Origin of the sequence: Agreia sp. VKM Ac-1783 (assembly GCF_900177765.1) — a bacterium.
Taxonomy (GTDB): domain Bacteria; phylum Actinomycetota; class Actinomycetes; order Actinomycetales; family Microbacteriaceae; genus Agreia.
This window is the reverse complement of sequence record NZ_FXWI01000001.1, coordinates 1022829-1043842: the sequence shown is the minus strand read 5'-3', so window position 1 is coordinate 1043842 and position 21014 is coordinate 1022829. Positions and strand designations below refer to the sequence as shown.

At 64.7% G+C, this 21014-nt stretch carries 23 protein-coding genes; 3 read left to right on the top strand and 20 right to left on the bottom strand.

The window, feature by feature from the left end:
- Nucleotides 1-11: 11 nt before the first annotated feature.
- From pheT to infC, 10 genes are all read right to left on the bottom strand, one after another.
- Complete coding sequence (gene pheT / locus CCK87_RS04935; protein ID WP_086460287.1) at nucleotides 12-2543, bottom strand: phenylalanine--tRNA ligase subunit beta; 2532 nt, start codon at nucleotides 2541-2543, stop codon at nucleotides 12-14.
- A gap of 3 nt (nucleotides 2544-2546) precedes the next feature.
- Entirely contained in the window at nucleotides 2547-3587 is a 1041-nt protein-coding gene (gene pheS / locus CCK87_RS04930) for a phenylalanine--tRNA ligase subunit alpha (RefSeq protein WP_086460400.1), read from the bottom strand.
- A 29-nt stretch (nucleotides 3588-3616) separates the two neighbouring features.
- Complete coding sequence (locus tag CCK87_RS04925; RefSeq protein ID WP_086460286.1) at nucleotides 3617-4525, bottom strand: ABC transporter permease subunit; 909 nt, start codon at nucleotides 4523-4525, stop codon at nucleotides 3617-3619.
- The gene (locus CCK87_RS04920; protein WP_085487656.1) at nucleotides 4522-5169 is read right to left on the bottom strand and encodes an amino acid ABC transporter permease; all 648 of its coding nucleotides are present in this window, start codon (nucleotides 5167-5169) and stop codon (nucleotides 4522-4524) included. Before CCK87_RS04920 ends, CCK87_RS04925 begins: the two co-directional genes overlap by 4 nt.
- Nucleotides 5170-5260: 91 nt before the next feature.
- Complete coding sequence (locus CCK87_RS04915; RefSeq protein WP_086460285.1) at nucleotides 5261-6130, bottom strand: glutamate ABC transporter substrate-binding protein; 870 nt, start codon at nucleotides 6128-6130, stop codon at nucleotides 5261-5263.
- Between the two features lie 47 nt (nucleotides 6131-6177).
- Complete coding sequence (locus CCK87_RS04910; RefSeq protein WP_086460284.1) at nucleotides 6178-6993, bottom strand: amino acid ABC transporter ATP-binding protein; 816 nt, start codon at nucleotides 6991-6993, stop codon at nucleotides 6178-6180.
- A gap of 100 nt (nucleotides 6994-7093) precedes the next feature.
- Nucleotides 7094-7903: an RNA methyltransferase gene (locus CCK87_RS04905; protein ID WP_086460283.1), complete on the bottom strand. Its 810-nt coding sequence runs from the start codon at nucleotides 7901-7903 to the stop codon at nucleotides 7094-7096.
- A gap of 46 nt (nucleotides 7904-7949) precedes the next feature.
- Nucleotides 7950-8336, bottom strand: a complete 387-nt coding sequence (gene rplT, locus CCK87_RS04900) for a 50S ribosomal protein L20 (protein WP_044443029.1) — start codon at nucleotides 8334-8336, stop codon at nucleotides 7950-7952.
- A gap of 33 nt (nucleotides 8337-8369) precedes the next feature.
- Nucleotides 8370-8564, bottom strand: a complete 195-nt coding sequence (rpmI, locus tag CCK87_RS04895) for a 50S ribosomal protein L35 (RefSeq protein ID WP_044443028.1) — start codon at nucleotides 8562-8564, stop codon at nucleotides 8370-8372.
- Nucleotides 8565-8600: 36 nt separating this feature from the next.
- Nucleotides 8601-9254, bottom strand: coding sequence for a translation initiation factor IF-3 (gene infC / locus CCK87_RS04890; RefSeq protein ID WP_212638195.1), 654 nt, complete (start codon nucleotides 9252-9254; stop codon nucleotides 8601-8603).
- Nucleotides 9255-9595: 341 nt separating this feature from the next.
- Between infC and CCK87_RS04885 the strand changes: the two genes are divergently transcribed.
- Nucleotides 9596-9943, top strand: a complete 348-nt coding sequence (locus CCK87_RS04885) for a DUF1844 domain-containing protein (protein WP_055774271.1) — start codon at nucleotides 9596-9598, stop codon at nucleotides 9941-9943.
- Nucleotides 9944-9953: 10 nt separating this feature from the next.
- Here CCK87_RS04885 and CCK87_RS04880 read toward each other — a convergent pair whose 3' ends face one another.
- From CCK87_RS04880 to CCK87_RS04855, 6 genes are all read right to left on the bottom strand, one after another.
- Nucleotides 9954-10754, bottom strand: a complete 801-nt coding sequence (locus CCK87_RS04880; protein WP_086460282.1) for an SseB family protein — start codon at nucleotides 10752-10754, stop codon at nucleotides 9954-9956.
- Nucleotides 10738-11487, bottom strand: coding sequence for a bifunctional 1-(5-phosphoribosyl)-5-((5-phosphoribosylamino)methylideneamino)imidazole-4-carboxamide isomerase/phosphoribosylanthranilate isomerase PriA (gene priA, locus CCK87_RS04875; RefSeq protein WP_086460281.1), 750 nt, complete (start codon nucleotides 11485-11487; stop codon nucleotides 10738-10740). Before priA ends, CCK87_RS04880 begins: the two co-directional genes overlap by 17 nt.
- Nucleotides 11488-11575: 88 nt before the next feature.
- The gene (gene hisH / locus CCK87_RS04870) at nucleotides 11576-12208 is read right to left on the bottom strand and encodes an imidazole glycerol phosphate synthase subunit HisH (RefSeq protein ID WP_086460280.1); all 633 of its coding nucleotides are present in this window, start codon (nucleotides 12206-12208) and stop codon (nucleotides 11576-11578) included.
- Nucleotides 12205-12813 carry an imidazoleglycerol-phosphate dehydratase HisB gene (hisB, locus tag CCK87_RS04865; protein ID WP_086460279.1) on the bottom strand — a complete coding sequence of 203 codons (609 nt, stop codon included), beginning with the start codon at nucleotides 12811-12813 and terminating at the stop codon, nucleotides 12205-12207. Before hisB ends, hisH begins: the two co-directional genes overlap by 4 nt.
- Nucleotides 12814-12874: 61 nt before the next feature.
- Nucleotides 12875-13948, bottom strand: a complete 1074-nt coding sequence (locus tag CCK87_RS04860; protein ID WP_086460278.1) for a histidinol-phosphate transaminase — start codon at nucleotides 13946-13948, stop codon at nucleotides 12875-12877.
- Nucleotides 13949-14006: 58 nt separating this feature from the next.
- Nucleotides 14007-14354 carry a LysM peptidoglycan-binding domain-containing protein gene (locus tag CCK87_RS04855; RefSeq protein WP_086460277.1) on the bottom strand — a complete coding sequence of 116 codons (348 nt, stop codon included), beginning with the start codon at nucleotides 14352-14354 and terminating at the stop codon, nucleotides 14007-14009.
- Nucleotides 14355-14637: 283 nt separating this feature from the next.
- On the opposite strand from CCK87_RS04855, the gene lexA reads away from it, so the two are divergent.
- Nucleotides 14638-15318 (top strand): transcriptional repressor LexA, encoded by a 681-nt coding sequence (lexA, locus tag CCK87_RS04850; RefSeq protein WP_086460276.1) that lies wholly within the window; start codon nucleotides 14638-14640, stop codon nucleotides 15316-15318.
- Between the two features lie 87 nt (nucleotides 15319-15405).
- Here the strand turns inward: lexA and hflX are convergent, their stop codons facing one another.
- Nucleotides 15406-16938, bottom strand: coding sequence for a GTPase HflX (hflX, locus tag CCK87_RS04845; RefSeq protein WP_086460275.1), 1533 nt, complete (start codon nucleotides 16936-16938; stop codon nucleotides 15406-15408).
- Between the two features lie 42 nt (nucleotides 16939-16980).
- Between hflX and CCK87_RS04840 the strand changes: the two genes are divergently transcribed.
- Nucleotides 16981-17592, top strand: coding sequence for a methyltransferase (locus CCK87_RS04840; protein WP_086460274.1), 612 nt, complete (start codon nucleotides 16981-16983; stop codon nucleotides 17590-17592).
- 9 nt (nucleotides 17593-17601) lie between these two features.
- On the opposite strand, the gene dapF is transcribed toward CCK87_RS04840, so the two are convergent.
- From dapF to miaB, 3 genes are read right to left on the bottom strand one after another with little or no spacing between them, the layout of a single operon-like run.
- On the bottom strand, nucleotides 17602-18483 hold the full coding sequence (dapF, locus tag CCK87_RS04835; protein ID WP_086460273.1) for a diaminopimelate epimerase: 882 nt from the start codon (nucleotides 18481-18483) through the stop codon (nucleotides 17602-17604).
- Entirely contained in the window at nucleotides 18473-19438 is a 966-nt protein-coding gene (gene miaA / locus CCK87_RS04830) for a tRNA (adenosine(37)-N6)-dimethylallyltransferase MiaA (RefSeq protein WP_249273709.1), read from the bottom strand. The genes dapF and miaA overlap by 11 nt, the downstream gene beginning before the upstream one ends.
- Entirely contained in the window at nucleotides 19428-20972 is a 1545-nt protein-coding gene (gene miaB / locus CCK87_RS04825; protein WP_086460271.1) for a tRNA (N6-isopentenyl adenosine(37)-C2)-methylthiotransferase MiaB, read from the bottom strand. The genes miaA and miaB overlap by 11 nt, the downstream gene beginning before the upstream one ends.
- Between the last annotated feature and the right edge of the window lie 42 nt (nucleotides 20973-21014).

Here is a 21014-nt window from a genome sequence, read left to right as displayed (position 1 = left end):
AGTCGCTGCGCTCACTCGCGCAGTGACGCCCCGAACTCAGCGGTGGCCACGGCCAGGCCAGCGAGCTTCGCGTCAGAGGCCTCGCTCGCGGTGAGCGTGCGGTCGGGAGCGCGGAAGCGCAGCGCGAACGTCAGAGACTTCTCGCCGTCGCCGACTCCCGACCCCCGATAGTCGTCGACGAGTCGGATGTGTTCCAGAAGCTCTCCGGCACCGCGCGCGACCGCGTCGGACACCTCACGGGCGGGAACATCTCGGGGAACGACCAGAGACAGATCCTGCGTAGCCGCGGGGTATCCGAAGATCGGTCGGACGGCGATCTCTCGCGGCGACAGACTGATCAGCGCGTCGAGATCGAGCTCGGCCACCGCGACGACCCGCGGCAGATGAGCGTCCTCGGCAATGCGGGGCAGCAACTCCCCCGCCACACCGACGATCGTCTCGCCTTCTGCGGTGGTTATGACGAGCGTGGCGGTGCGACCGGGGTGCAAGGCGGGGTGGGCGCCCTGAACAGGCCGGATCTCCAATCCGAGCGCGAGTCCGAGCTGGCGAACGGAATCGAGTGCGTCGGCCAGTCCGACGGCGCGCGCGTCGAGTGCGGGTTGCTTCTCCCATGCCTGTCCGGCGAAGACGACGGCGACGTGTCGCGGTTGCGCAGGTAGTCCGGCGTCGAGACCGGCGAGCACGTCATCCGAGGGACGTGCACCGCCGACGGGCAACTCTGCCTGACCGTAGTCGACGCCGGGCTCCGGAAGGAACACGAGTCCCGTTTCGAAGAGCGCGAGATCGGTGAGACCGCGCGAGAGGTTACGGCGCACGATGTCGAGAAGTCCAGGCAGCAACGACGTGCGCAGATACGGAGCCTCGGCATCGAGCGGGTTGGCCACACGAACCGCGGCGACCGCGTCACCCTTCGGGGTCGCGAACAGGCGCGTCGCGGCCTCGGACACGAACGGGTAGGCCATGACCTCGACGAGGCCGCTCGACGCGAGCGTCTGCGAGGCCTGCCTGCGCAGAGTCTGCTCGCGCGTGAGACCCCTGCCCGGAGGGGCGACGGGGAGCACACTCGGAATGCGCTCGTAGCCGACGATGCGGGCAACCTCTTCGGCGAGAGCAGACTTGTGCGTGATGTCTGAGCGCCACGTCGGCGGCGTCACCCGCAGGCCGCCTTCGATCTCCTCGATGTCGCCACCGATCTCAGCCAGCGCCGATCGGATCTCGTCGGCCGTGAAGTCGGCGCCGATGAGCCCCGAGATGTAGCCGTCGGGCAACTCGACGGGCGTGGGCCGCGCGTGCTGGGAATACGTCGAACCCAGCTCGTCGGCGGTTCCTCCCGCAAGATCGACGAGAAGCTGCACGACTCTCGCCGCAGCCACCGCGGCGACTGCCGGGTCGACACCCCGTTCGAAGCGACGCGAGGCCTCGCTCGGCAGCTTGTGCCTGCGCGCTGTGCGGGCGATCGACACGGGGTCGAAGTTCGCCGCCTCGATCAACACGGTGCGCGACGAGTCGCCGATCTCGGTCGATGCGCCACCCATGACCCCGGCGAGTCCGATGGCTCCGGACTCATCGGCGATCACGAGGTCTTCTGAATCGAGAGCGCGGGTCACATCGTCGAGCGTCACGAGCTTCTCGCCCGTTCGGGCGCGGCGAACCCGAAGGCCGCCGGTCAACGTATCGAAGTCGTAGGCGTGAATCGGCTGGCCGAGCTCGAGCATGACGTAGTTGGTGATGTCGACGATCAGCGAGATCGACCGGATGCCGGCAAGACTGAGCCTGGTCGCCATCCACGGCGGGGTCGGCTTCGTCGGATCGACGTCGCGCACCAGCCGGGTCACGAACACCGTCGCTCCGACGCGCCCTCGGATGGGCGCGTCATCGTCGATGACGACGTCGAATCCGGATGCGTCCGACACGTCCAACCCAAGCGCGGGATCGCGGAATGCTGCGCCGGTCGCGTGTGCGTATTCGCGTGCGATTCCTCGGATCGAGAATGCGTACCCGCGGTCAGGCGTGACGTTGACCTCGACGGCCTGATCATCGAGGCCGAGGAGCGAGAGCGCGTCTGTGCCCACGACCGGGTCGAGGCCGAGCGTGGCCAGACGGAGAATTCCGTCATGCTCGTCACCGAGGCCGAGTTCGCGAGACGACGCGATCATTCCATCGGATACGTGACCGTACGTCTTGCGCGCCGCGATCGCGAATCCGCCGGGCAGCACGGCGCCGGGCAACGTCACGACGACTTTGTCTCCCGGCGCGAAGTTGTGGGCGCCGCACACGATGCCGCGCACGTCGGACCCGCCATCCAGAGCCGTCTCGCCGTCGGGCGCGACGCGCACGCTGCACCAGCGGATCGTCTTGCCGTTCGACTGCGGCTCCTCGACGAAGTCGAGCACCTCGCCGACCACGATGGGACCGGTGAGGTCGAAGTCGTGAGAGCCCTCTTCTTCGAGCCCGACCTTGACCAGCGCCGCGTGAACATCAGCGACCGTCGAACCGGGAGTGACGTCGACGAATTCCGCCAACCATCCGAGTGGGATACGCATGGGCTAGACCACCATTCCGAACTGCTGACTGAAGCGGATATCGCCCTCGACCATGTCGCGCATGTCATTGAGATCGTTGCGGAACTGAAGGGTGCGCTCGATGCCCATGCCGAAGGCGAAGCCCTGGTACTCCTCGGGATCGATTCCGGCCGACAGCAACACATTGGGATTGACCATTCCGCATCCGCCCCACTCGACCCAGCGCGCGCCACCCTTGGCGTTCGGCTGCCACACGTCCATCTCGGCGCTCGGCTCGGTGAACGGGAAGTAATTGGGTCGAAGTCGGATCTTGGCACCCTCGCCGAACACCGCGCGAGCGAAGTGCTCGAGCGTGCCGCGCAGGTGCGCCATGGTCAGGCCTTTGTCGATCGCGATTCCCTCGACCTGCATGAAGACCGGCGTGTGTGTGGCGTCGAGTTCGTCGGTGCGGTACACCCGCCCGGGCGCAATGACGTAGACAGGAAGCTCGCGCGACAACAACGACCGGATCTGAACGGGAGATGTGTGGGTGCGCAAAAGGAGGTGCGACTCCACCGGCTCGATGAAGAAGGTGTCCTGCATCGCCCTGGCGGGATGATCCGGGGCGAAGTTGAGCGCGTCGAAGTTGAACCACTCACTCTCGAGCTCGGGGCCCTCGGCCACCTCCCACCCCATACCCACGAAGATGTCGGCGATGCGTTCCTGCAACAGAGAGAGCGGATGCCGGGCTCCCGTGCGTGCACGCTGGGGCAGGGCCGTCACGTCGACGAATTCGCTTTCGAGTCGAGCTTCCTCCTCGCGCGCAACGATCTGCTCCTCGCGCTCGGCAAGCGCCTGGGCTACTCGGGCACGGGCCTGGCCCATGAGCTTGCCGGCCGCGGCCTTCTGCTCTTTGGGAACGTCGCGGAGCGTCGCGTTGAGGCGGGACAGGACGGATGCCTCCCCCACGTGCGCGCCGCGGGCGGCCTTCAAGGCGGTCGAGTCGTCGGCGGCTGCGATGGCAGCCAGAGCAGCATCGACGGCTGCAGCGACGGATTCGTCGGAAATCACTATGGGGTCAGACACGGTTCCCAAGTTTAGCGACCGAACGACAGCTACTCCGTCGTGCGGTCCTCAGGGTTGCCGTTCGGCATCGCGATCGAGGAGATCGACGCGGTCGGCGTGATCTGGTCTTTGGGCAACAGCTTGCCCGGGCTGCGCCTGCGCGCAAGCCGACGGGCGACGGCAGAGAGCGAGAGGTTGACCGCGAGGTAGATCACGAGGGTCACGAGAAAGAGCGAGAAGAGATAGCGGTTGCCCACGCTGCTGCCGAGGTTGTTCATCGTGGTGCGGATGAGCTCGTTGTAGCCGACGATGTATCCGAGGCTCGTGTCCTTGAGCAGCACGACGAGCTGCGCGATGATCACGGGCAGCATCTGGCGGAATGCCTGAGGGAACTCGATGAAGACCTTCGACTGGAATTGAGTCAATCCGAGGCTCAACCCCGCCTCGCGCTGGCCTCGGGGCAGAGCGGCGAGGCCGGCTCGCAACGACTCGCCGATGATTGCGCCGTTGTAGACGCCGAGCGCCAGGACCACGGCCCAGAACGCGCCGGTCGAAGCCACAAGCAGGATGAAGAGCATCATGAGCAGCACGGGCATTCCGCGGAAGAACTCGAGAACGATCGTCGCCGGGATGCGCACGACGGCGAACGTCGAGGTACGCAGCATCGCGAACAGTACGCCCACCACGAGCGCCATCGCCGCGGCGACGGCCGCGGCCTGAAGCGTCGCGAGGAGCCCTTCTCCGACGCGAACCCAGAGTTCGGCCAACACGAAGATGTCCCACCGCGACCAGTCGAAATAGCCCGGAAGTGTGATGCCGGACGAATCGCGGGGCTGAGCGAGGGTGTAGATGATCCAGCCGAGGCCCGCCGCGATCAGGAGGACCACGATCACCGAGGCGATGCGCGACCGTCGGCGCGTGCGGGGTCCGGGGGTGTCGAACAGAACGGAGGCGCTCATCGCTGTACCGCCAGCTTCTTCTCGAGGTGCGCGGACACGATGCCGAGCGGGATAGTGACGACGAGGTAGAACGCCGCGACAGCGAGCAGGATGGCGATCACGGCGTTGCCGTTCGCATTCGCGAGCTCTTTGGCTGCCGAGAAGAGTTCGAAGACGAAGAACCCACCGGCGACCGAGGTGTTCTTCGTGAGGGCGATCAGCACATTGATCAGGGGCGGGATCACCATGCGGAAGGCCTGCGGAAAGATGACGAGCGTCGTCGACTGCATAAAACCGAGGCCCAAGCTGCGTGCTGCCTCGGCCTGTCCTACGGCAACGCCGTTGATGCCCGATCTCAAGGCTTCGGCCACGAACGGAGAGGTATAGAGGGTGAGCCCGATGAACGCGGCCCATTCATAGGGCAGACGAGAACCCAACTGGGGAAGCACGAAAGCGCAGAAGAACAGCACGAGCGTCAAGGGCGTGTTGCGCAGCAGCTCGGTGTAGACGCTCGCGAACGCGCTCAGTGACGGTACCGGGGAGATTCTCATCGCAGCGATCACCGTGCCGATGATCAAGGCGCAGGCTCCGGAGAGCACCAACAGCCAGAGGGTCATCCCGAAGGCTTCGATGAACCGCGGCAGGTTCTCGATGACGGCGTTCACATGGGCTCATCTCGTGCAGAGGGACGGTCGGTTGACCTGGGCGGAGGGCCGACTGCAATGTGCACAGTCGACCCTCCGGTCAGGCTGCGGGCTAGTACCGGTCGACGGCCGGGGGCTCGACGTATTCGAGCACCTCGCCGGCAGTGGCATCCCAAGCGGCCTTGTAGCTGCCGTCCTTGTACGACTCTTCGAGCACGTCGTTGATGAAGTTACGGAACTCGGTGTCGTCTTTCGCCAGTCCGATGCCGTAAGGCTCCTTGGTGAACGGCTTGCCTACGACCTTGAACTGCCCCTCGTTCTGCTGGGCGAGGCCAGCGAGGATCACGTTGTCGGTCGAGACCGCGACGACCTGTCCACCGCGAAGCGGCTCGAGGCAGTTCGTGTAGGTGTCGGTCAGGAGCGGCTCGGCGCCGATTTCCGTGAGCTTCGCAGCCGGAGTCGATCCGGTGACGGAGCAGACCGGCTTGCCGACGAGGTCTTTCTCGCTCTTGATGTCGTCGTTGTCAGCCTTCACGAGGATGGACTGGCCCGCCTCGTAATACGGGCCGGCGAAGGAGATGACCTCTTTGCGCTTGTCGTTGATCGTGTAGGTGGCGACGACGATGTCGACCTCGCCGTTCTGGATGAAGGGCTCGCGGTTGGCGGAGACCGCCTCCTTCCAGACGATCTTGTCCTCGGCGATGCCGAGCTTCGCGGCGATCAGTTTGCCGATCTCGACGTCGAAGCCCTTGGGGGTGCCGTCGATGTCCGTCAGACCGAACAGCGGCTGGTCGAACTTCGTTCCGATCGTGATGGTGCCAGAGTCGGCGAGGCGTTCCATCGTCGTTCCGGCAGCGAAGGTGGGAGCGGGCTCCGGTGTCGTCGTGGTCTCAGCTTTGTCGATGGACCCGGCGCATCCGGCCAGCGCCATCATGGTCGCCGCGGCAAGTGCGGCGATGCTCAGTTTTTTCGATACTCTCATCGGTTTCGTACCTCTCTCCGTATGCTGTGTGCTCGAGCACTCATGTTTTAGTGGTCGAGTATTTTCGACAGGAAGTCCTGCGCCCTGTGCGACTGGGGGTTCGTGAAGAACTGTTCTGGGGTCGTCTCTTCTTCGATACGGCCGTCAGCCATGAAGATCACGCGATCCGCGGCCTTTCGAGCGAAGCCCATCTCGTGGGTGACGACGATCATGGTCATGCCGTCTTTGGCGAGGCCGATCATCACGTCGAGCACCTCGGTGATCATCTCGGGGTCGAGCGCGCTCGTGGGCTCGTCCATGAGAATCAGCTTGGGTTGCATCGCCAGGCTCCGCGCGATGGCGACGCGCTGCTGCTGACCACCGGAGAGCTGGGCCGGCATCTTGTTCGCCTGATTCGCGATGCCCACCCGGTCGAGCATCTCCATGCCCCGCTTGTCAGCTTCTTTGCGTGACAGTCCGCGCACCTTGATCGGCGCCAGAGTGACGTTCTCGAGAATGGTCTTGTGCGCGAAGAGGTTGAATGACTGGAAGACCATGCCGACATCGGCACGCAATTGTGCGAGCGCCTTGCCCTCTTCGGGCAGCACCTTGCCGTCGATCGTGATGCTCCCCGAATCGATGGTCTCGAGCCGATTGATCGCTCTGCAGAAGGTCGACTTGCCCGAGCCGCTCGGTCCGATGACGACGACGACTTCGCCGCGATTGACGACGGTGTTGATGTCGTTCAACACGTGAAGGTCGCCGTAGTGCTTGTTCACGTCGTTGAGGACGACGAGCGGCTCACCTCGGCGAACGGAGATGTTCGACGTGGCCGGACCTGCCACCGCATCGTTGACAGGGGCATCGGCGTTGGTGGACTCCATGCCCCCACCGTAGGGGACATCGTGTTACGCCCGTGTGTCAGAACCTCGACGGTTATCTAACCGTGATGGGCCTGTTCGTGAGCCCCGCACTGCGCCGGTTTCACGAGGTTCGCTGGGCGAACGCGCTTTCGTAGAGACAGACGGATGCGGCCGTCGCGAGGTTCATCGACTCGGCCTGTCCGTAGATCGGCACAGAGATGGCGTGATCCGCCAGAGCGAGATCCTCGTCAGCCAGACCGCGAGCTTCGTTGCCGAACAACCACGCCGTGGGCGCGTCGAGCACTCCGGAGTTTCGGGCTGTGAGCATGTCGTCGCCCTTGATGTCGGCGGCGAGAATCTGAATGCCCGCTTCGGTGGCGCGCGCTCTCACGTCGGCGAGGCTCGCCTCGACCGCGACGGGAAGGTGGAACAACGATCCGGTTGTGGATCGCACGACCTTCGGGTTGTACAGGTCGACGCTGCGGCCGGTGAGGATCACGGCATCGGCGCCCGCCGAATCGGCGGCGCGGATGATCGTGCCGGCGTTGCCGGGGTCGCGCACCTCTTCGAGAATGGCGATCAGGCGAGGCGACCCGCTGAAGATGTCTTTCAGGGCGGTGGGGAACTGTCGACAGACGGCGACGAAGCCCTGGGGCGTGACCGTGTCGGCCATCGCCTGGAGCACGGTCTCGGTGACGAATTCAACCTCGACACCCGCCTTCTCGGCGGCGTCGGCGATGTCTGCGTAACGATCGAGGGCGAAGGGAGTCGCGAACAGGTCGACGACGAGGTCGGGCGCGAAGGTCAGCGCCTCGGAAACGGCTTGTGGCCCCTCCAAGAGAAAGAGCCCGGTCTCAGACCGGGCTCCTTTCTTGGAGAGCTTTGCCACTGCCCGGACCCGCGGCGACCGCGGGTTATCCAGGAGGGACATGCGACCTCTTTCGGGTCAAAGGAACATGGATGTTCCCTACAGCTTATTAGGCTGCGGTCCTCGGCGCCGACGTGTCGGCGGGGAGGGCGGCGCGAGCACTCTCGACGAGCGCCGCGAAGGTTGCGGGCTCGTGAACGGCCAGGTCGGCCAGAATGCGACGGTCGACCTCGATGCCCGCAAGGCCGAGACCCTGGATCAGACGGTTGTACGTGAGGCCGTTCGCACGGGAAGCCGCGTTGATGCGCTGGATCCACAGGCGACGGAAGTCGCCCTTGCGGGCGCGACGGTCGCGGTACGAGTAGACGAGCGAGTGGGTGACCTGCTCCTTGGCCTTGCGGTACAGACGCGAACGCTGTCCGCGGTAACCGCTGGCGCGCTCGAGGATGACCCGACGCTTCTTGTGGGCGTTGACGGCCCTCTTTACTCTTGCCATTTCCTAATTCCTTATTCCGTGTGGAGTCGGCGACTACAGGCCGAGAAGCTTCTTGATGACCTTCGAGTCGGCGGGAGCCAACACCTGGTCCTGGTTCAGGCGAGCCTTGCGCTTCGCCGACTTGACCTCGAGGTTGTGACGCATTCCGGCCTGCTGCTTCATGAGCTTGCCGGTGCCAGTGACCTTGAAACGCTTCTTGGACCCGGAGTGGGTCTTCATCTTGGGCATTGATATCTCCTTGGGACTTGCTCGGTTTGTGGGGTGCTACTTCGTCTCGGCAGAGTCTGCCGCGACGGTGTCTGTTGCAGCGGGCGATGCAGCCTCGGGGGCGTCGTCTGCTGTCTCGTCTGCACCGGGACGTGTCTTCGAAGCGGCCCGCTGAGCATTGGCCTCGGCCTTCGCCTCGGACTTGTTCTTCAGCGGCCCGATCACCATGACCATGTTGCGGCCATCGATCGTCGGCGTCGATTCGACGGCTCCGAACTCGGATACGTCTTCTGCGAAGCGCTGGAGAAGACGCACTCCCTGCTCGGGGCGCGACTGCTCGCGACCACGGAACAGAATCATGGCCTTGACCTTGTCGCCCGCCTTGAGGAAGCCCTCGGCACGCTTGCGCTTCGTCTCGTAGTCGTGCACGTCGATCTTCAGGCGGAAACGAACCTCTTTGAGGATCGTGTTCGCCTGATTGCGACGAGCTTCTTTCGCCTTCTGCGCAGCTTCGTACTTGAACTTGCCGTAATCCATGATCTTGGCAACGGGTGGCTTGCTATTAGGGGCCACCTCAACCAGATCGAGGTCTGCCTCTTGGGCAAGCTTGAGTGCGACGTCGATACTGACGACGCCGACCTGCTCGCCTGCGGGGCCCACGAGGCGAACCTCGGAGACCCGGATACGGTCGTTGGTACGGGGATCGCTGATGCGTTACTCCTTCAATCGCTGGTGCGGCGCTCACAGACACAGACGTCTGGGCACCGGGCTCGGCAGCGTGATCGTAGGTGAGCACACAGCCACGAACCTTGAATAATCTGCACGCGAACCGGGCCGAAGCTGTTCTGCGCACCACACCCTGTCTACTTCGGATCGATGTTCTGACCCGAAGCGGAGTGCAATCTACCCGGTAACCTGTTGAAGCGGTGTGCGGGTGGGAGATTCTCCACTTTTCGTACTGGGGGCATACATGTTCCCCAGAGCCTTGAAGATACTAACAGAGGTTTTCTCCTCGGCATAGCCCACGACGGTGAGCGACCTAGACTCGGCTCATGAGCTTTGCATACGACGACTCCGCCACCTCCGCCACGCGCGACATCTCGGAGGTGCCCGCGGTCGAATTGATCACCACGACGGCCGTGCACCTCATGAGTGCGGCGGCCATCAAGACCGGACTCGCGGACGACCCCGAGAATCAGATCGACCTCGATGAGGCGCGCAAGCTGATCATCGCTCTCGCCGGTCTGGTCACGAGCGCCTCCCCCGAGATCGGCGACCAGCACGCTCGCAGCCTTCGCGACGGACTGCGTTCCCTCCAGCTCGCGTTCCGCGAGGCATCGGCGATTCCGGATGCCATCGGCCAGGGTCCCGGAGAGAAGCTCACGGGCCCGGTCACCTGAGTCGGTCGACTCAGCGGGCTTCGACCAGCTTCACACCCAACGAGTCGACCTCACTCGCAATGAGCTCGCTCGTCTGCCAGGAGCGCTGCAGGTACGCCAGCACCTCGTCGAGCTCGATGCGCGTGAGGTCGGGAACCAGGCCCAACTCGACGATGACCTGCGGGCCTGCCATCCGAGCATCCGGATCGCCATCTGACAGCCGCACCGATCGCACCGCCGCCGACGACTCGATCGACTTCTCAAAGGCTTCGACGATGTTCGACGCGACAGAGGGATGCGCCCACGGCGTCCCCTCGGCTATCGCCCTGAGCATCGGCCGGCGGAAGACGAATTCCGTGTCGCTGGTGGGGTCGAGCACCATGAGTGGCGTCTCCTCGCCCGCTGCAGCGAGAGCGGCCCGGCGAGCGGAGGCCGGTATCGGCCGCGCCGCCGGATTCCACGCCGCCATGGCCTCTGTGGAGGTGAACACGGGAAGAACGCGGCGTCCGTCGGGAGCACCGACGGTGACGAGCGACAGCTCCTGGGTCTTGTCGAAGCGCCGACCGTGAGCATCCACACCCGTCTCGCCCGCGTGAGCGACGAGGGGAACGAGAAGTCGGACCTCGCGCACCGCGTCGAGAACGTCCTCCTGGGCAAGATCAGCCGCGCGGAACCTCTGCAGGGCTTCGATGAGCCGTTCCGGTGCGTCGCCCGCATCGCCGGCGAAGAAGTTGGCGTCGAACGAACGCCCGGCCCACGGCTGACCTGCTGAATCGGTCGCGTGGGAGTCGTGGGGGGAATGACCGCCCGGTTGCTCAGTCAGACGCCACATCCAATGCCTCTGCGAGGGTGAACGCCCCCGAGTAGAGGGCCCGGCCGACGATCGCGCCCTCGAGTCCGAGAGAGACGAGCGCCCGAAGCTCAGCGATGTCGTCGAGGCTGGAGATGCCGCCCGATGCGACGACCGGGCGCGATGTGTGCTCCATGACCTGCTTGAGCAAGGCGACGTTCGGCCCCTTGAGAGTTCCATCCTTGGTGACATCCGTGACCACATACCGCGCACAGCCGGCGTCCTCGAGTCGAGCCAGGACCTCCCAGAGGTCTCCCCCGTCTTCCGTCCAACCGCGGGCGGCGAGAGTCGTGCCACGCACGTCGAGACCGACCGCGATCGCCTCGCCGTAGCTCGCGATCACGCTGGCTGCCCACTCGGGGTTCTCGAGCGCCGCGGTGCCGAGATTGACACGCTTCGCGCCGCTCTCGAGGGCCGTCTCGAGACTGCGATCATCGCGGATTCCTCCGGAAAGCTCGATGTTGACGCCCTTGGCTTCGTGGATGACGCGCTTGACCACGTGGAGGTTGTCGCCACGGCCGAACGCGGCGTCGAGGTCGACGAGGTGAATCCACTCGGCACCCTGGCTCACCCAGTCCGCTGCGGCGTCGACCGGGTCGCCGTGGTTCGTCTCCGTGCCCGCCTTGCCCTGAGTGAGTCGCACGGCCTTTCCGTCCGCGATGTCGACGGCCGGCAGCAGTGTGAGTGCGGGGGTCTTGATGCTGAACTCGCTCATGGGTCCTTCTTGTCTCTGTCAGGCGCACGTGCGGACACCCCGTGCGATCTTAACGATTCCTCTGAGGCCGACGAAATCCGGGCCCGGGTCAGAGCGACGCGATCCAATTGCGCAGCAGCTGGAGGCCCGCCTCGCCCGACTTCTCGGGGTGGAACTGGGTCGCCGACAGCGGGCCGTTCTCGACAGCTGCAATAAAGGGCCCGTCGTGATCGGCCCAGGTCACGCGGGGTGCGGGCAGGGGTGACTGGGGCGGAAGCAGCCACTGCTGTGCCGCATTGGAGTGCACGAAGTAGAAGCGCTCGTCGCGAACACCCTCGAACAGCACGGATTCACTCGGCGCGTCGACGACGTTCCACCCCATGTGGGGCAGGATCTCCGCGGGTAGCTGCTCGACCGCTCCGGGCCACTCCCCGAGACCCTCCGTATCGATGCCTCGCTCGACGCCGCGATCGAACATCACCTGCATTCCCACACAGATGCCGAGCACGGGCCGGCCGCCTGCGAGGCGCCTGTCGATGAGTTCGTCACCTCGCACGCCGCGCAACTGTTCCATCACCGCAGAGAACGCACCGACACCGGGTACGAACAGTCCGTCGGCCTCCATGACGCGTGCTCGGTCACGCGAGAGTTCTACGCGTGCGCCAGCGCGCTCCAACGCCTTGGCAGCAGAGTGGATGTTTCCACTGCCGTAATCGAGGACGACGACGGTTTTGCCGGTCACAGCGCACCCTTGGTCGAGGGAATCCCCGAGACGAGCGGGTCGAGCGACTTCGCCTGGCGGAACGCGCGAGCGAACGCCTTGAACTCCGCCTCTGCGATGTGGTGCGGATCGCGACCACCCAGCACGGTGACGTGGACGGTCATCGCCGAGTGGAAGGTGATCGCCTCGAAGACGTGCCGCACCATGGACCCCGTGAAGTGGCCGCCGATGAGGTGGAACTCGAAACCGCTCGGCTCCCCGCTGTGAACCAGGAAGGGGCGTCCGGAGATATCGACGACGGCCTGCACCAGCGCTTCGTCGAGGGGCACAAGGGCGTCGCCGAACCGAGAGATCCCGGCCTTGTCGCCCAGGGCCTGCTTGATCGCCGTGCCCAACACGATGCCCACGTCTTCGACGGTGTGGTGCACGTCGATATCGACGTCCCCCGTCGCCGTGACCGTCAGATCCGTCAACGAGTGCTTGGCGAAGGCCGTGAGCATGTGGTCGAAGAACGGAACTCCCGTCGAGATGGAGCTCTCGCCCGTTCCATCGAGGTCGAGCGAGAGCTCGATGCTGGATTCGCTGGTCGCACGCTGAAGGTGGGCGGTGCGGGAAGGTGTGGCCATGGGCTCAGTTTACCGGCCCCGCACGGCCGCAGTACGGCTGGGCTTGCTACAACGCGACGGGTCAGGACAAGGCAGCCATGGCGTCGAGAAAAGCGGTGGTCTCGGCCTGCGTACCCGCGCTCACGCGTAGATGACCCGGGATGCCCAGGTCGCGAATGATGATGCCCTTCTCGAGCAAGGTCTCGAACACCTCAGAAGGATTTTCGACACCGCCGAAGAGCACGAAGTTCGACCACGTCGGCCAGGGGTGGTAGCCGAGCTCAGTGAGCCTCTCGACAATGCGATCGCGCTGCATCGCGATGTCGTCGACCATGGCGAGCATCTCGGCCGAGTGGTCGAGCGCTGCGACCGCCGCGGCCTGCGTGAGCGACGACAGGTGATAGGGAAGACGGACGAGTCGAAGAGCGTCGGTCACTGAGGGATCCGCGGCCAGATATCCGAGCCGGGCGCCAGCAAAAGCGAAAGCCTTGCTCATCGTGCGCGAGACGATGAGCCGCGGCCGCCCGGGCAGCAGAGTGAGCGCCGACGGGGAACCGGCGGGCGCGAACTCCGCGTAGGCCTCGTCGACGATCACGATCTTGTCGGTCGCGTCGTAGGCGGCCTCGATGGTCTCGAGTGACAGAGGGGTTCCTGTCGGGTTGTTGGGAGAGCAGAAGATCACGATGTCGGGCTTGTGCTCACGGATCGCGGCGACTGCCGTGCGCGGAGAGATCTCAAACTCGGCGTCACGCTCGGCGGATATCCACCTGGTTCCTGTGCCCGAAGCGATGATGGAGTGCATCGAGTAGGTGGGAGGGAATCCCAGAATCGATCTGCCGGGGCCCCCGAAAGCCTGCATGATCTGCTGAAGGATCTCGTTCGACCCGTTCGCAGCCCAGATGTTCTCCCGAGTCAATCCGTGGCCCAGGTACCCGGCGAGACTGTCACGGAGCTGCGAGAACTCCCGATCGGGGTAGCGATTGATCGTCAGAATGGCCCGAGCAAGCGACTCGATGATGTCTCGCGCCACCGGCTCGGGAATCGGGTGCGTGTTCTCGTTGACATTCAGCTCGACACGCACGTGCTTTTGGGGAGCCCCATACGGAGACATGCCCCTGAGGTCATCGCGAATGGGGAGGTCGTCGAGTGAAGTCACGGAACGATTTTAGTAGGCCTCAGCCATCGTCACGCGTTTGCTCGTGGAGCTGAGCGACTCAGTACTCGCTGGGAACGGCGAGCTTCTGGCCCGGCTGGACCTCTGCGGACGGCAGCTGGTTGAGGCTCACGATGTCGGCGATGACTTCGCGCGGGTCGGCCGATGGAGCGATCTCTTCGGCGAGACCCCACAGGGTCTCGCCCGCCTGCACCGTGACGTAGTCGAAGGCTTGAGTCGCCCCCGACGAAGCAACGCCGTCTGCGACCGCACTGTTCGCCCCGAAGAGAGCCATCGCAGTCACGCCGGCCACCACCGGAATCGATGCCAGGGCCGCCAGCACGACCCGGCCGCGGCGCGTGAGGCGCAGGCGAACAGTGTGTGATGCGGTAGCGGGCAGTGCGGTCATGGCAACCTCCAGGAGAAATTCGTATCCGGTGCTCGGCCGGGAGCACCGGATACGAAGCTGTGTTCCGAATATAGCTTCGAATGTTCGATAGTTCAAGCGAGAAAGTCGGGAAATTCGACGACACACTCGAACATGTGTTTTGTTTGCACCCTGAGTTGGATACAGTTTCGACTGTCGGTACGTAGTGCATCAGCAGCTACCGACAGTGCATCACTAGCTACCGACATCGGTCGTCTGGCCAGGTAGCACACTCGATTCACGACTCCGACGGAAAGCGGGACACATGACCACCGAACGTGGAACGAGACGGCGCAAGAGCCTCTCGGAGAAACAGCTGGCCATCCTCGGAGTCGTCCAGCGCTCGGTCAGCCAGCGTGGATATCCGCCGAGCATGCGCGAGATCGGTGATGCTGTGGGTCTGGCTTCGCTCTCCAGCGTCACCCACCAGCTCAACCAGCTCGAGTTGAGCGGCTACCTACGCCGAGACCCCAACCGTCCGCGGGCTATGGAAGTGCTGATCGATATTCCGCAGCCCGAGTCCACTTCTGACACCGTAGACTCCTCCGACACCTCGGCGCCCATGGGCGACGCCGCTCTCGTCCCTCTCGTCGGACGTATCGCCGCTGGAATCCCGATCACGGCCGAGCAGCAGGTCGAAGAAGTGTTTCCACTGCCTCGCCAACTGGTCGGCGGCGGCGATCTCTTCATGTTGAAGGTCGTCGGAGAGTCGATGATCGACGCTGCCATCTGCGACGGAGACTTCGTGGTCGTCCGTTCGCAGCAGACCGCAGAGAACGGCGACATCGTCGCGGCGATGCTCGACGGCGAGGCCACAGTGAAGGTATTCAGGCAGCGCGACGGTCACACATGGCTGCTCCCCCGCAACTCCAACTTCGAACCGATCGTGGGCGACCACGCGCAGGTGCTCGGCAAAGTCGTTTCCGTTTTGCGCTCCGTGCGCTGACGTCCACACCGCGACACGCACAAAGGCCCCGGACGAATCATCGTCCGGGGCTTTCGTGTGCGGTGCGCGACGCCGCTCAGAGTCGAGTCAGCGGGAGACCGCGAACTCCTCGAGGGTCTGCTCGTATTCAGGATTGACGAGGGCGCGTACACGCGTTCCCGCCTCTTCGTAGTCGGTGCTCAGCACCGTGTTGTGGTCGTGCAGCAACGCAACAAGATCGCCGCGCTCGTACGGGAGCAGAACATCGACGGTGATCGTCGGCTTCGGCAGAGCCTGCTCGACCATCTCCAACAACTCGGCAATGCCTTCACCGGTTCTCGCGGAGACGAAGACCGAGCGGGGCTCGAGCCCCCGAAGAACGATGCGATCGCTCTCGGAGATCAGGTCGCTCTTGTTGAAGGCCACGATCTCGGAAATTCCTCGCGCTCCCACCTCACCGATCACGTCGCGAACCGTGGCGAGCTGGCTCGCGGGGTCTGGATGCGCGCCGTCGACGACGTGGACGATCACATCGGCGTCGGCAACCTCCTCCAAGGTCGAACGGAATGCCTCCACCAACTGATGAGGGAGGTTGCGCACGAAACCGACCGTGTCGGCGAACGTGTACTGGCGACCGTCGACGGCCGTCGTCTTTCGCACGGTCGAATCGAGGGTCGCGAACAAGGCATTCTCGACCAGCACCCCGGCGCGCGTCACGCGGTTGAGCAGCGAGGATTTGCCGGCATTGGTATAGCCGGCGATCGCGACCGACGGCACCGCGTTGCGCTTGCGGTTGGCCCGCTTCGCGTCGCGGGCAGGCTTCATCTCGACGATCTGCTTGCGCAGACGCGCCATGCGGGTATGGATGCGCCGGCGATCGAGTTCGATCTTGGTCTCACCGGGTCCACGGGATCCCATTCCGGCTCCGGCGCCGCCCACCTGTCCACCGGCCTGACGCGACATCGAGTCACCCCAGCCGCGGAGGCGCGGGAGCAGGTACTCCAGCTGAGCGAGCTCTACCTGCGCCTTGCCTTCGCGGCTCTTGGCATGCTGGCTGAAGATGTCGAGGATCACCGCCGTTCGGTCGATCACCTTCACCTTCACGACGTCTTCAAGGGCACGGCGCTGGCTCGGAGCCAGCTCGCTGTCGGCGATCACGGTGTCGGCGCCGAGCGACTGCACGAGGTCACGCAGTTCGTTTGCCTTGCCCTTGCCGAAGTACGTGCTGGGGTCAGGCGTCGGCCTGCGCTGCAGCAGGCCCTCGAGTACGACAGCGCCGGCCGTCTCGGCGAGAGCGGCCAGCTCGTGCATCGAGTTCTCGGCATCAGTGAGACTGCCCTGGGTGTAGACCCCGATGAGAATGACGTTCTCGATGCGGAGCTGTCGGTACTCGACCTCGGTGACGTCCTCGAGCTCGGTCGACAGACCGACGACGCGCCGTAGGGCCTGGCGGTCTTCTCGTTCGCTCTGGTCTCCGTCGAATCCTGACTCGCGGCCTGACGTGTCTCGTTGAAGAGCTTGGGCGGCCGAGTTCGTGAACAGGGAGTATCCCGCCGCCCGCGTTTCCGCTCTGGCCAGCACTCTCGCCACCACGTCGTCGCTGTCGTGGTTCTCTGTTGTTGCTTCAGTTTTTTCGGTCATCTGCGTCAAGGATATCCCTCCCAGGTTTGCTACTGTCCCTCTATGACGAATGAGCACTATTTCTCGGCCACCCCGGCGAGTCCGCTCATCCCTCGCGAGATCTCGGTGCGTCTGGCCGACGCAGATCACACGCTCGTCACCGCAGGTGGTGTCTTCAGCCCCGATCGCATCGACGTGGGCACGCAGGTGCTTCTCGCCAACACACCCGCTCCCCCGCCAGGCGGAAATCTGCTCGATCTCGGATGCGGCTGGGGTCCGATAGCTCTGAGCCTCGCGCTCCTGTCTCCGCGCGCCCAAGTCTGGGCTGTCGACGTCAACGAGCGAGCTCTCGACCTCGTTCGTGCAAACGCGGATCGTCTCGGTCTCACCAATGTCAACGCTGTTCTCGCATCGGATGTTCCCGCCGACATCTCGTTCATGACGATCTGGTCGAATCCGCCCATTCGGGTCGGCAAGGCAGAGCTGCACACGATCATGAAGACCTGGCTGCCGCGACTCGAGAAGGGCTCGGACGCATGGCTCGTCGTGCAGCGGAATCTCGGTTCCGACTCCCTGCAGCGCTGGATTCAGGCCGAGTTTCCCACGGAGATTCAGATCGAAAGAACAGCCACGAACAAGGGGTATCGGGTGCTTCGCGCCCGTTCCATGGTCTGACAGAGCCCGCTATCCGAGCGAGAGATCTCCTTCGAAGACGAGTTCGGCCGGTCCTGACAACGACACGTGTTCACCGTCTTCGGCCGCGAACATACGAACGCCGACCGTGCCGCCGGGCACGTCTACCCGCCAGATGTTCGGAGCGCCCCGACCAGCCCAGTGGCGGGTAGCCAACGCGGCCGCAGCGGCTCCCGTTCCGCAGGAGAGGGTCTCTCCGCTGCCTCGCTCGTGAACTCTCATGGTGATCCGCCCGACGCCATCTTTGACGAGCGGCTCGTGCGGCACGACGATCTCGACGTTCGCGCCGTCGGCGGGCTCGGGATCGATCTGCGGAATGTAGGTGAGGTCTGCGGCCGCGAGCTCCTCGGCATCCGCAAGCGCTACCACGACGTGCGGATTGCCCATGTTGATGCCCTGGCCTGGCCGGGCGACGGCAAGATTGCGCGCTCTGACGATCGGTTCGCCCGATTCGAGGCGCCAGCGGCCGAGGTCGACCTGGAAGCCGGTCGTGCTGCGCTGCACGTCGCGCACGCCGACTCGCGTGCCGATGGCGAGAGTGTCGCCGGGGCCGAGTTCGACCAATCCGTTGTCGATGAGGTATCGCGTGTAGACCCGGATGCCGTTGCCGCACATCTCGGCGATCGATCCGTCGGCGTTGCGGTAGTCCATGAACCACTCCGCGGCCGGGTCTTCAGCCAGAGCCGCGGCACCGTCGGGCAGACTGTCGGACTTCACCGCACGAATCACTCCGTCGGCGCCCACTCCGAAATGCCGGTCGCAGATGGCTGCGACCTGAGCCGGAGTGAGGTCGTTCGTGCCCTGGACGTCTGTATAGAGCACGAAATCGTTGCCCGTGCCGTGCCCTTTGGTGAAGTGGAGTTCAGTCGCCATCAGGCAAGCCTAGAGTCTCTGCCAGTGCGCGGGCCGACGCGCCCGGCTCGCGGGCATCGAGAGTGGCCGTCGCGGCATAGCGCCGGAACCACCCCACCTGGCGACGCGCATAGCGACGGGTGAGGGCTCGGGTCGACTCGATCGCCTCTTCTTCGGTTATGTCGCCGCTCAGTTGTGCCAGGGCCTGCGCGTAGCCGATCGCCTTGCCTGCAGTCGTGGCGGGATCCAGGCCGTCGGAGCGCAGCGCGGCAGCCTCATCCACGATTCCGTCTCGCCACATGCCCGCCACTCGTTCGTCGAGGCGTGCGACCAGGTCTGGGCGAGGCATCTCGAGGGCGATGATGCTCGAGGAGCGCCACTCGACCGGGGCTCCTGGCAGGGTTCCTGTCAGTGTGCGCCCCGTCATCTCGAACACCTCGAGCGCGCGCACCAGCCTGCGACCGTTCTGCGACCCGATGGCCGCGGCCGCAGCTTCGTCGTGCTCCTTCAATCTGCGGTACAGGGCGCCGGGCCCTTCTGCGACCAGCTCGGACTCGAGACGTGCTCTCACGGCCGCGTCGGTGCCGGGGAAGTCGAAGTCGAAGATCACGCTCGAGACATACAGCCCCGAGCCACCCACCAGGATCGGGACGTTTCCGCGTTCGATGATCGCATCGATCTCGGCGCGCGCCGACTGCTGGAAGTCGGCGACCGAGTTCTCTTGTGTGACGTCGAGCACATCGAGCAGATGGTGCGGAACTCCCCGCCGCTCGTCGAGAGGCAGCTTGGCCGTGCCGATGTCCATGCCACGGTACAACTGCATCGCATCGGCGTTCACTACCTCGGCTGAACGACCGCGTCGCGCGAGCCCCTCGGCGAGGTCGAGAGCAAGGCCGGATTTGCCCGTGCCTGTGGCCCCGACGACCACGACCACGTCTGCGACGGAGGTGTCGCCGCGCGGACCGCTACCGCTCACCGTCGGCGAGATCATAGATCGGCACCGTGCCGACTCGAAGTGTCGGGAGGCCCAGAGAGACGGGCCTGGGGCCTGCCGAAGCCGCGTCGTTCGCGGGGGTCGGTACTCCGCACGACTCTGCTGCGGCGCGATCCCACGCGTCGCCGGCACGGGTACGACGGACCCGAAGCGGCTGGCCGTCGGAGTCGGCGATGAGGTGGAACGGAGCAGCCTCGGTGACGATCACCGTGACGATGTCGCCGGGACGAGGAACGGAGGAGTCGGGCGACACCTCGAAGTGCACGAGCCGCGAATCCTCTGCTCGACCGCTCAGGCGGTGGGTATCCGAGTCTTTGCGGCCTTCGCCGTTAGCGACGAGCACGTTGACCTCGCGGCCGATCACGCGCTGGTTCTCCTCCCACGAGATGCGATCCTGGAGCGCCGCGAGCCGCTCATAGCGCTCCTGCACAACCGCTTTCGGAACCTGGTCTGGCATCGTGGCAGCGGGCGTTCCCGGGCGGATCGAGTATTGGAAAGTGAAGGCCGTCGCGAAGCGGGCCTCTTCGACCACCCTCAGTGTCTCTGCGAAGTCTTCTTCGGTCTCGCCGGGGAAGCCCACGATGATGTCGGTGCTGATGGCCGCGTGCGGAATCTGCTGCCGGACACGGTCGAGGATGCCGAGGAACTTGGCCGATCGGTAGGACCGTCTCATGGCCTTGAGCACCTGATCCGATCCGGACTGCAAGGGCATGTGGAGCTGAGGCATGACCGCAGGCGTCTCTGCCATGGCGTCGATCACGTCATCGGTGAATGCCGCCGGGTGCGGGCTCGTGAAGCGGATGCGCTCGAGCCCTGGAATGGCACCCGCGGCTCGCAAGAGCTTCGAGAAGGCGAACCGGTCGCCGAACTCGACGCCGTAAGAATTGACGTTCTGGCCCAGAAGAGTGACCTCGATCGCACCGTCGTCGACCAGTGCCTGGATCTCGGCCAACACATCGCCGGGGCGGCGGTCTTTTTCTTTGCCTCGGAGTGCCGGAACGATGCAGAACGTGCAGGTGTTGTTGCAGCCGACAGAGATGGACACCCATCCGCTGTAGGTCGAGTCGCGCTTCGTCGGAAGGGTCGACGGGAAGGTCTCGAGGGAGTCGAGGATCTCTATCTGCGCTTCACCGTTGTGACGGGCCCGCTCGAGCAGGCTGGGCAGCGACCCCATATTGTGCGTTCCGAAGACCACGTCGACCCACGGGGCCTTCGTGAGGATCGTGTTCTTGTCTTTCTGCGCCAAGCAACCGCCCACGGCGATCTGCATTCCGTCGTGCCTGCGCTTGACACTGGCCAGGTAGCCGAGATTGCCGTAGAGCTTGTTGTCTGCGTTCTCGCGCACTGCACAGGTGTTGATGACGACGGTGTCGGCCTCAGTGCCGGGCTCCGCTTTGACATACCCCGCGGCTTCGAGCGACCCAGAGAGCCTCTCGGAGTCGTGGACGTTCATCTGACAGCCGAAGGTGCGGACCTCATAGGTGCGAATGCGGGGTGGGGCGGTCACGCTGCTCATAAGGCAAGTTTACGTTCGACGAGGGACAAGCCCGAGCCACCG

Bases quoted from the DNA above. Each gene is read 5' to 3' on its own strand.
- pheT (WP_086460287.1), bottom strand. From the start codon at position 2,543: ATGCGTATCCCACTCGGATGGTTGGCGGAATTCGTCGACGTCACTCCC.
- CCK87_RS04925 (WP_086460286.1), bottom strand. From the start codon at position 4,525: ATGAGCGCCTCCGTTCTGTTCGACACCCCCGGACCCCGCACGCGCCGA.
- CCK87_RS04915 (WP_086460285.1), bottom strand. From the start codon at position 6,130: ATGAGAGTATCGAAAAAACTGAGCATCGCCGCACTTGCCGCGGCGACC.
- CCK87_RS04910 (WP_086460284.1), bottom strand. From the start codon at position 6,993: ATGGAGTCCACCAACGCCGATGCCCCTGTCAACGATGCGGTGGCAGGT.
- CCK87_RS04905 (WP_086460283.1), bottom strand. From the start codon at position 7,903: ATGTCCCTCCTGGATAACCCGCGGTCGCCGCGGGTCCGGGCAGTGGCA.
- rplT (WP_044443029.1), bottom strand. From the start codon at position 8,336: ATGGCAAGAGTAAAGAGGGCCGTCAACGCCCACAAGAAGCGTCGGGTC.
- rpmI (WP_044443028.1), bottom strand. From the start codon at position 8,564: ATGCCCAAGATGAAGACCCACTCCGGGTCCAAGAAGCGTTTCAAGGTC.
- CCK87_RS04885 (WP_055774271.1), top strand. From the start codon at position 9,596: ATGAGCTTTGCATACGACGACTCCGCCACCTCCGCCACGCGCGACATC.
- CCK87_RS04880 (WP_086460282.1), bottom strand. From the start codon at position 10,754: ATGTGGCGTCTGACTGAGCAACCGGGCGGTCATTCCCCCCACGACTCC.
- priA (WP_086460281.1), bottom strand. From the start codon at position 11,487: ATGAGCGAGTTCAGCATCAAGACCCCCGCACTCACACTGCTGCCGGCC.
- hisB (WP_086460279.1), bottom strand. From the start codon at position 12,813: ATGGCCACACCTTCCCGCACCGCCCACCTTCAGCGTGCGACCAGCGAA.
- CCK87_RS04855 (WP_086460277.1), bottom strand. From the start codon at position 14,354: ATGACCGCACTGCCCGCTACCGCATCACACACTGTTCGCCTGCGCCTC.
- lexA (WP_086460276.1), top strand. From the start codon at position 14,638: ATGACCACCGAACGTGGAACGAGACGGCGCAAGAGCCTCTCGGAGAAA.
- hflX (WP_086460275.1), bottom strand. From the start codon at position 16,938: ATGACCGAAAAAACTGAAGCAACAACAGAGAACCACGACAGCGACGAC.
- CCK87_RS04840 (WP_086460274.1), top strand. From the start codon at position 16,981: ATGACGAATGAGCACTATTTCTCGGCCACCCCGGCGAGTCCGCTCATC.
- dapF (WP_086460273.1), bottom strand. From the start codon at position 18,483: ATGGCGACTGAACTCCACTTCACCAAAGGGCACGGCACGGGCAACGAT.
- miaB (WP_086460271.1), bottom strand. From the start codon at position 20,972: ATGAGCAGCGTGACCGCCCCACCCCGCATTCGCACCTATGAGGTCCGC.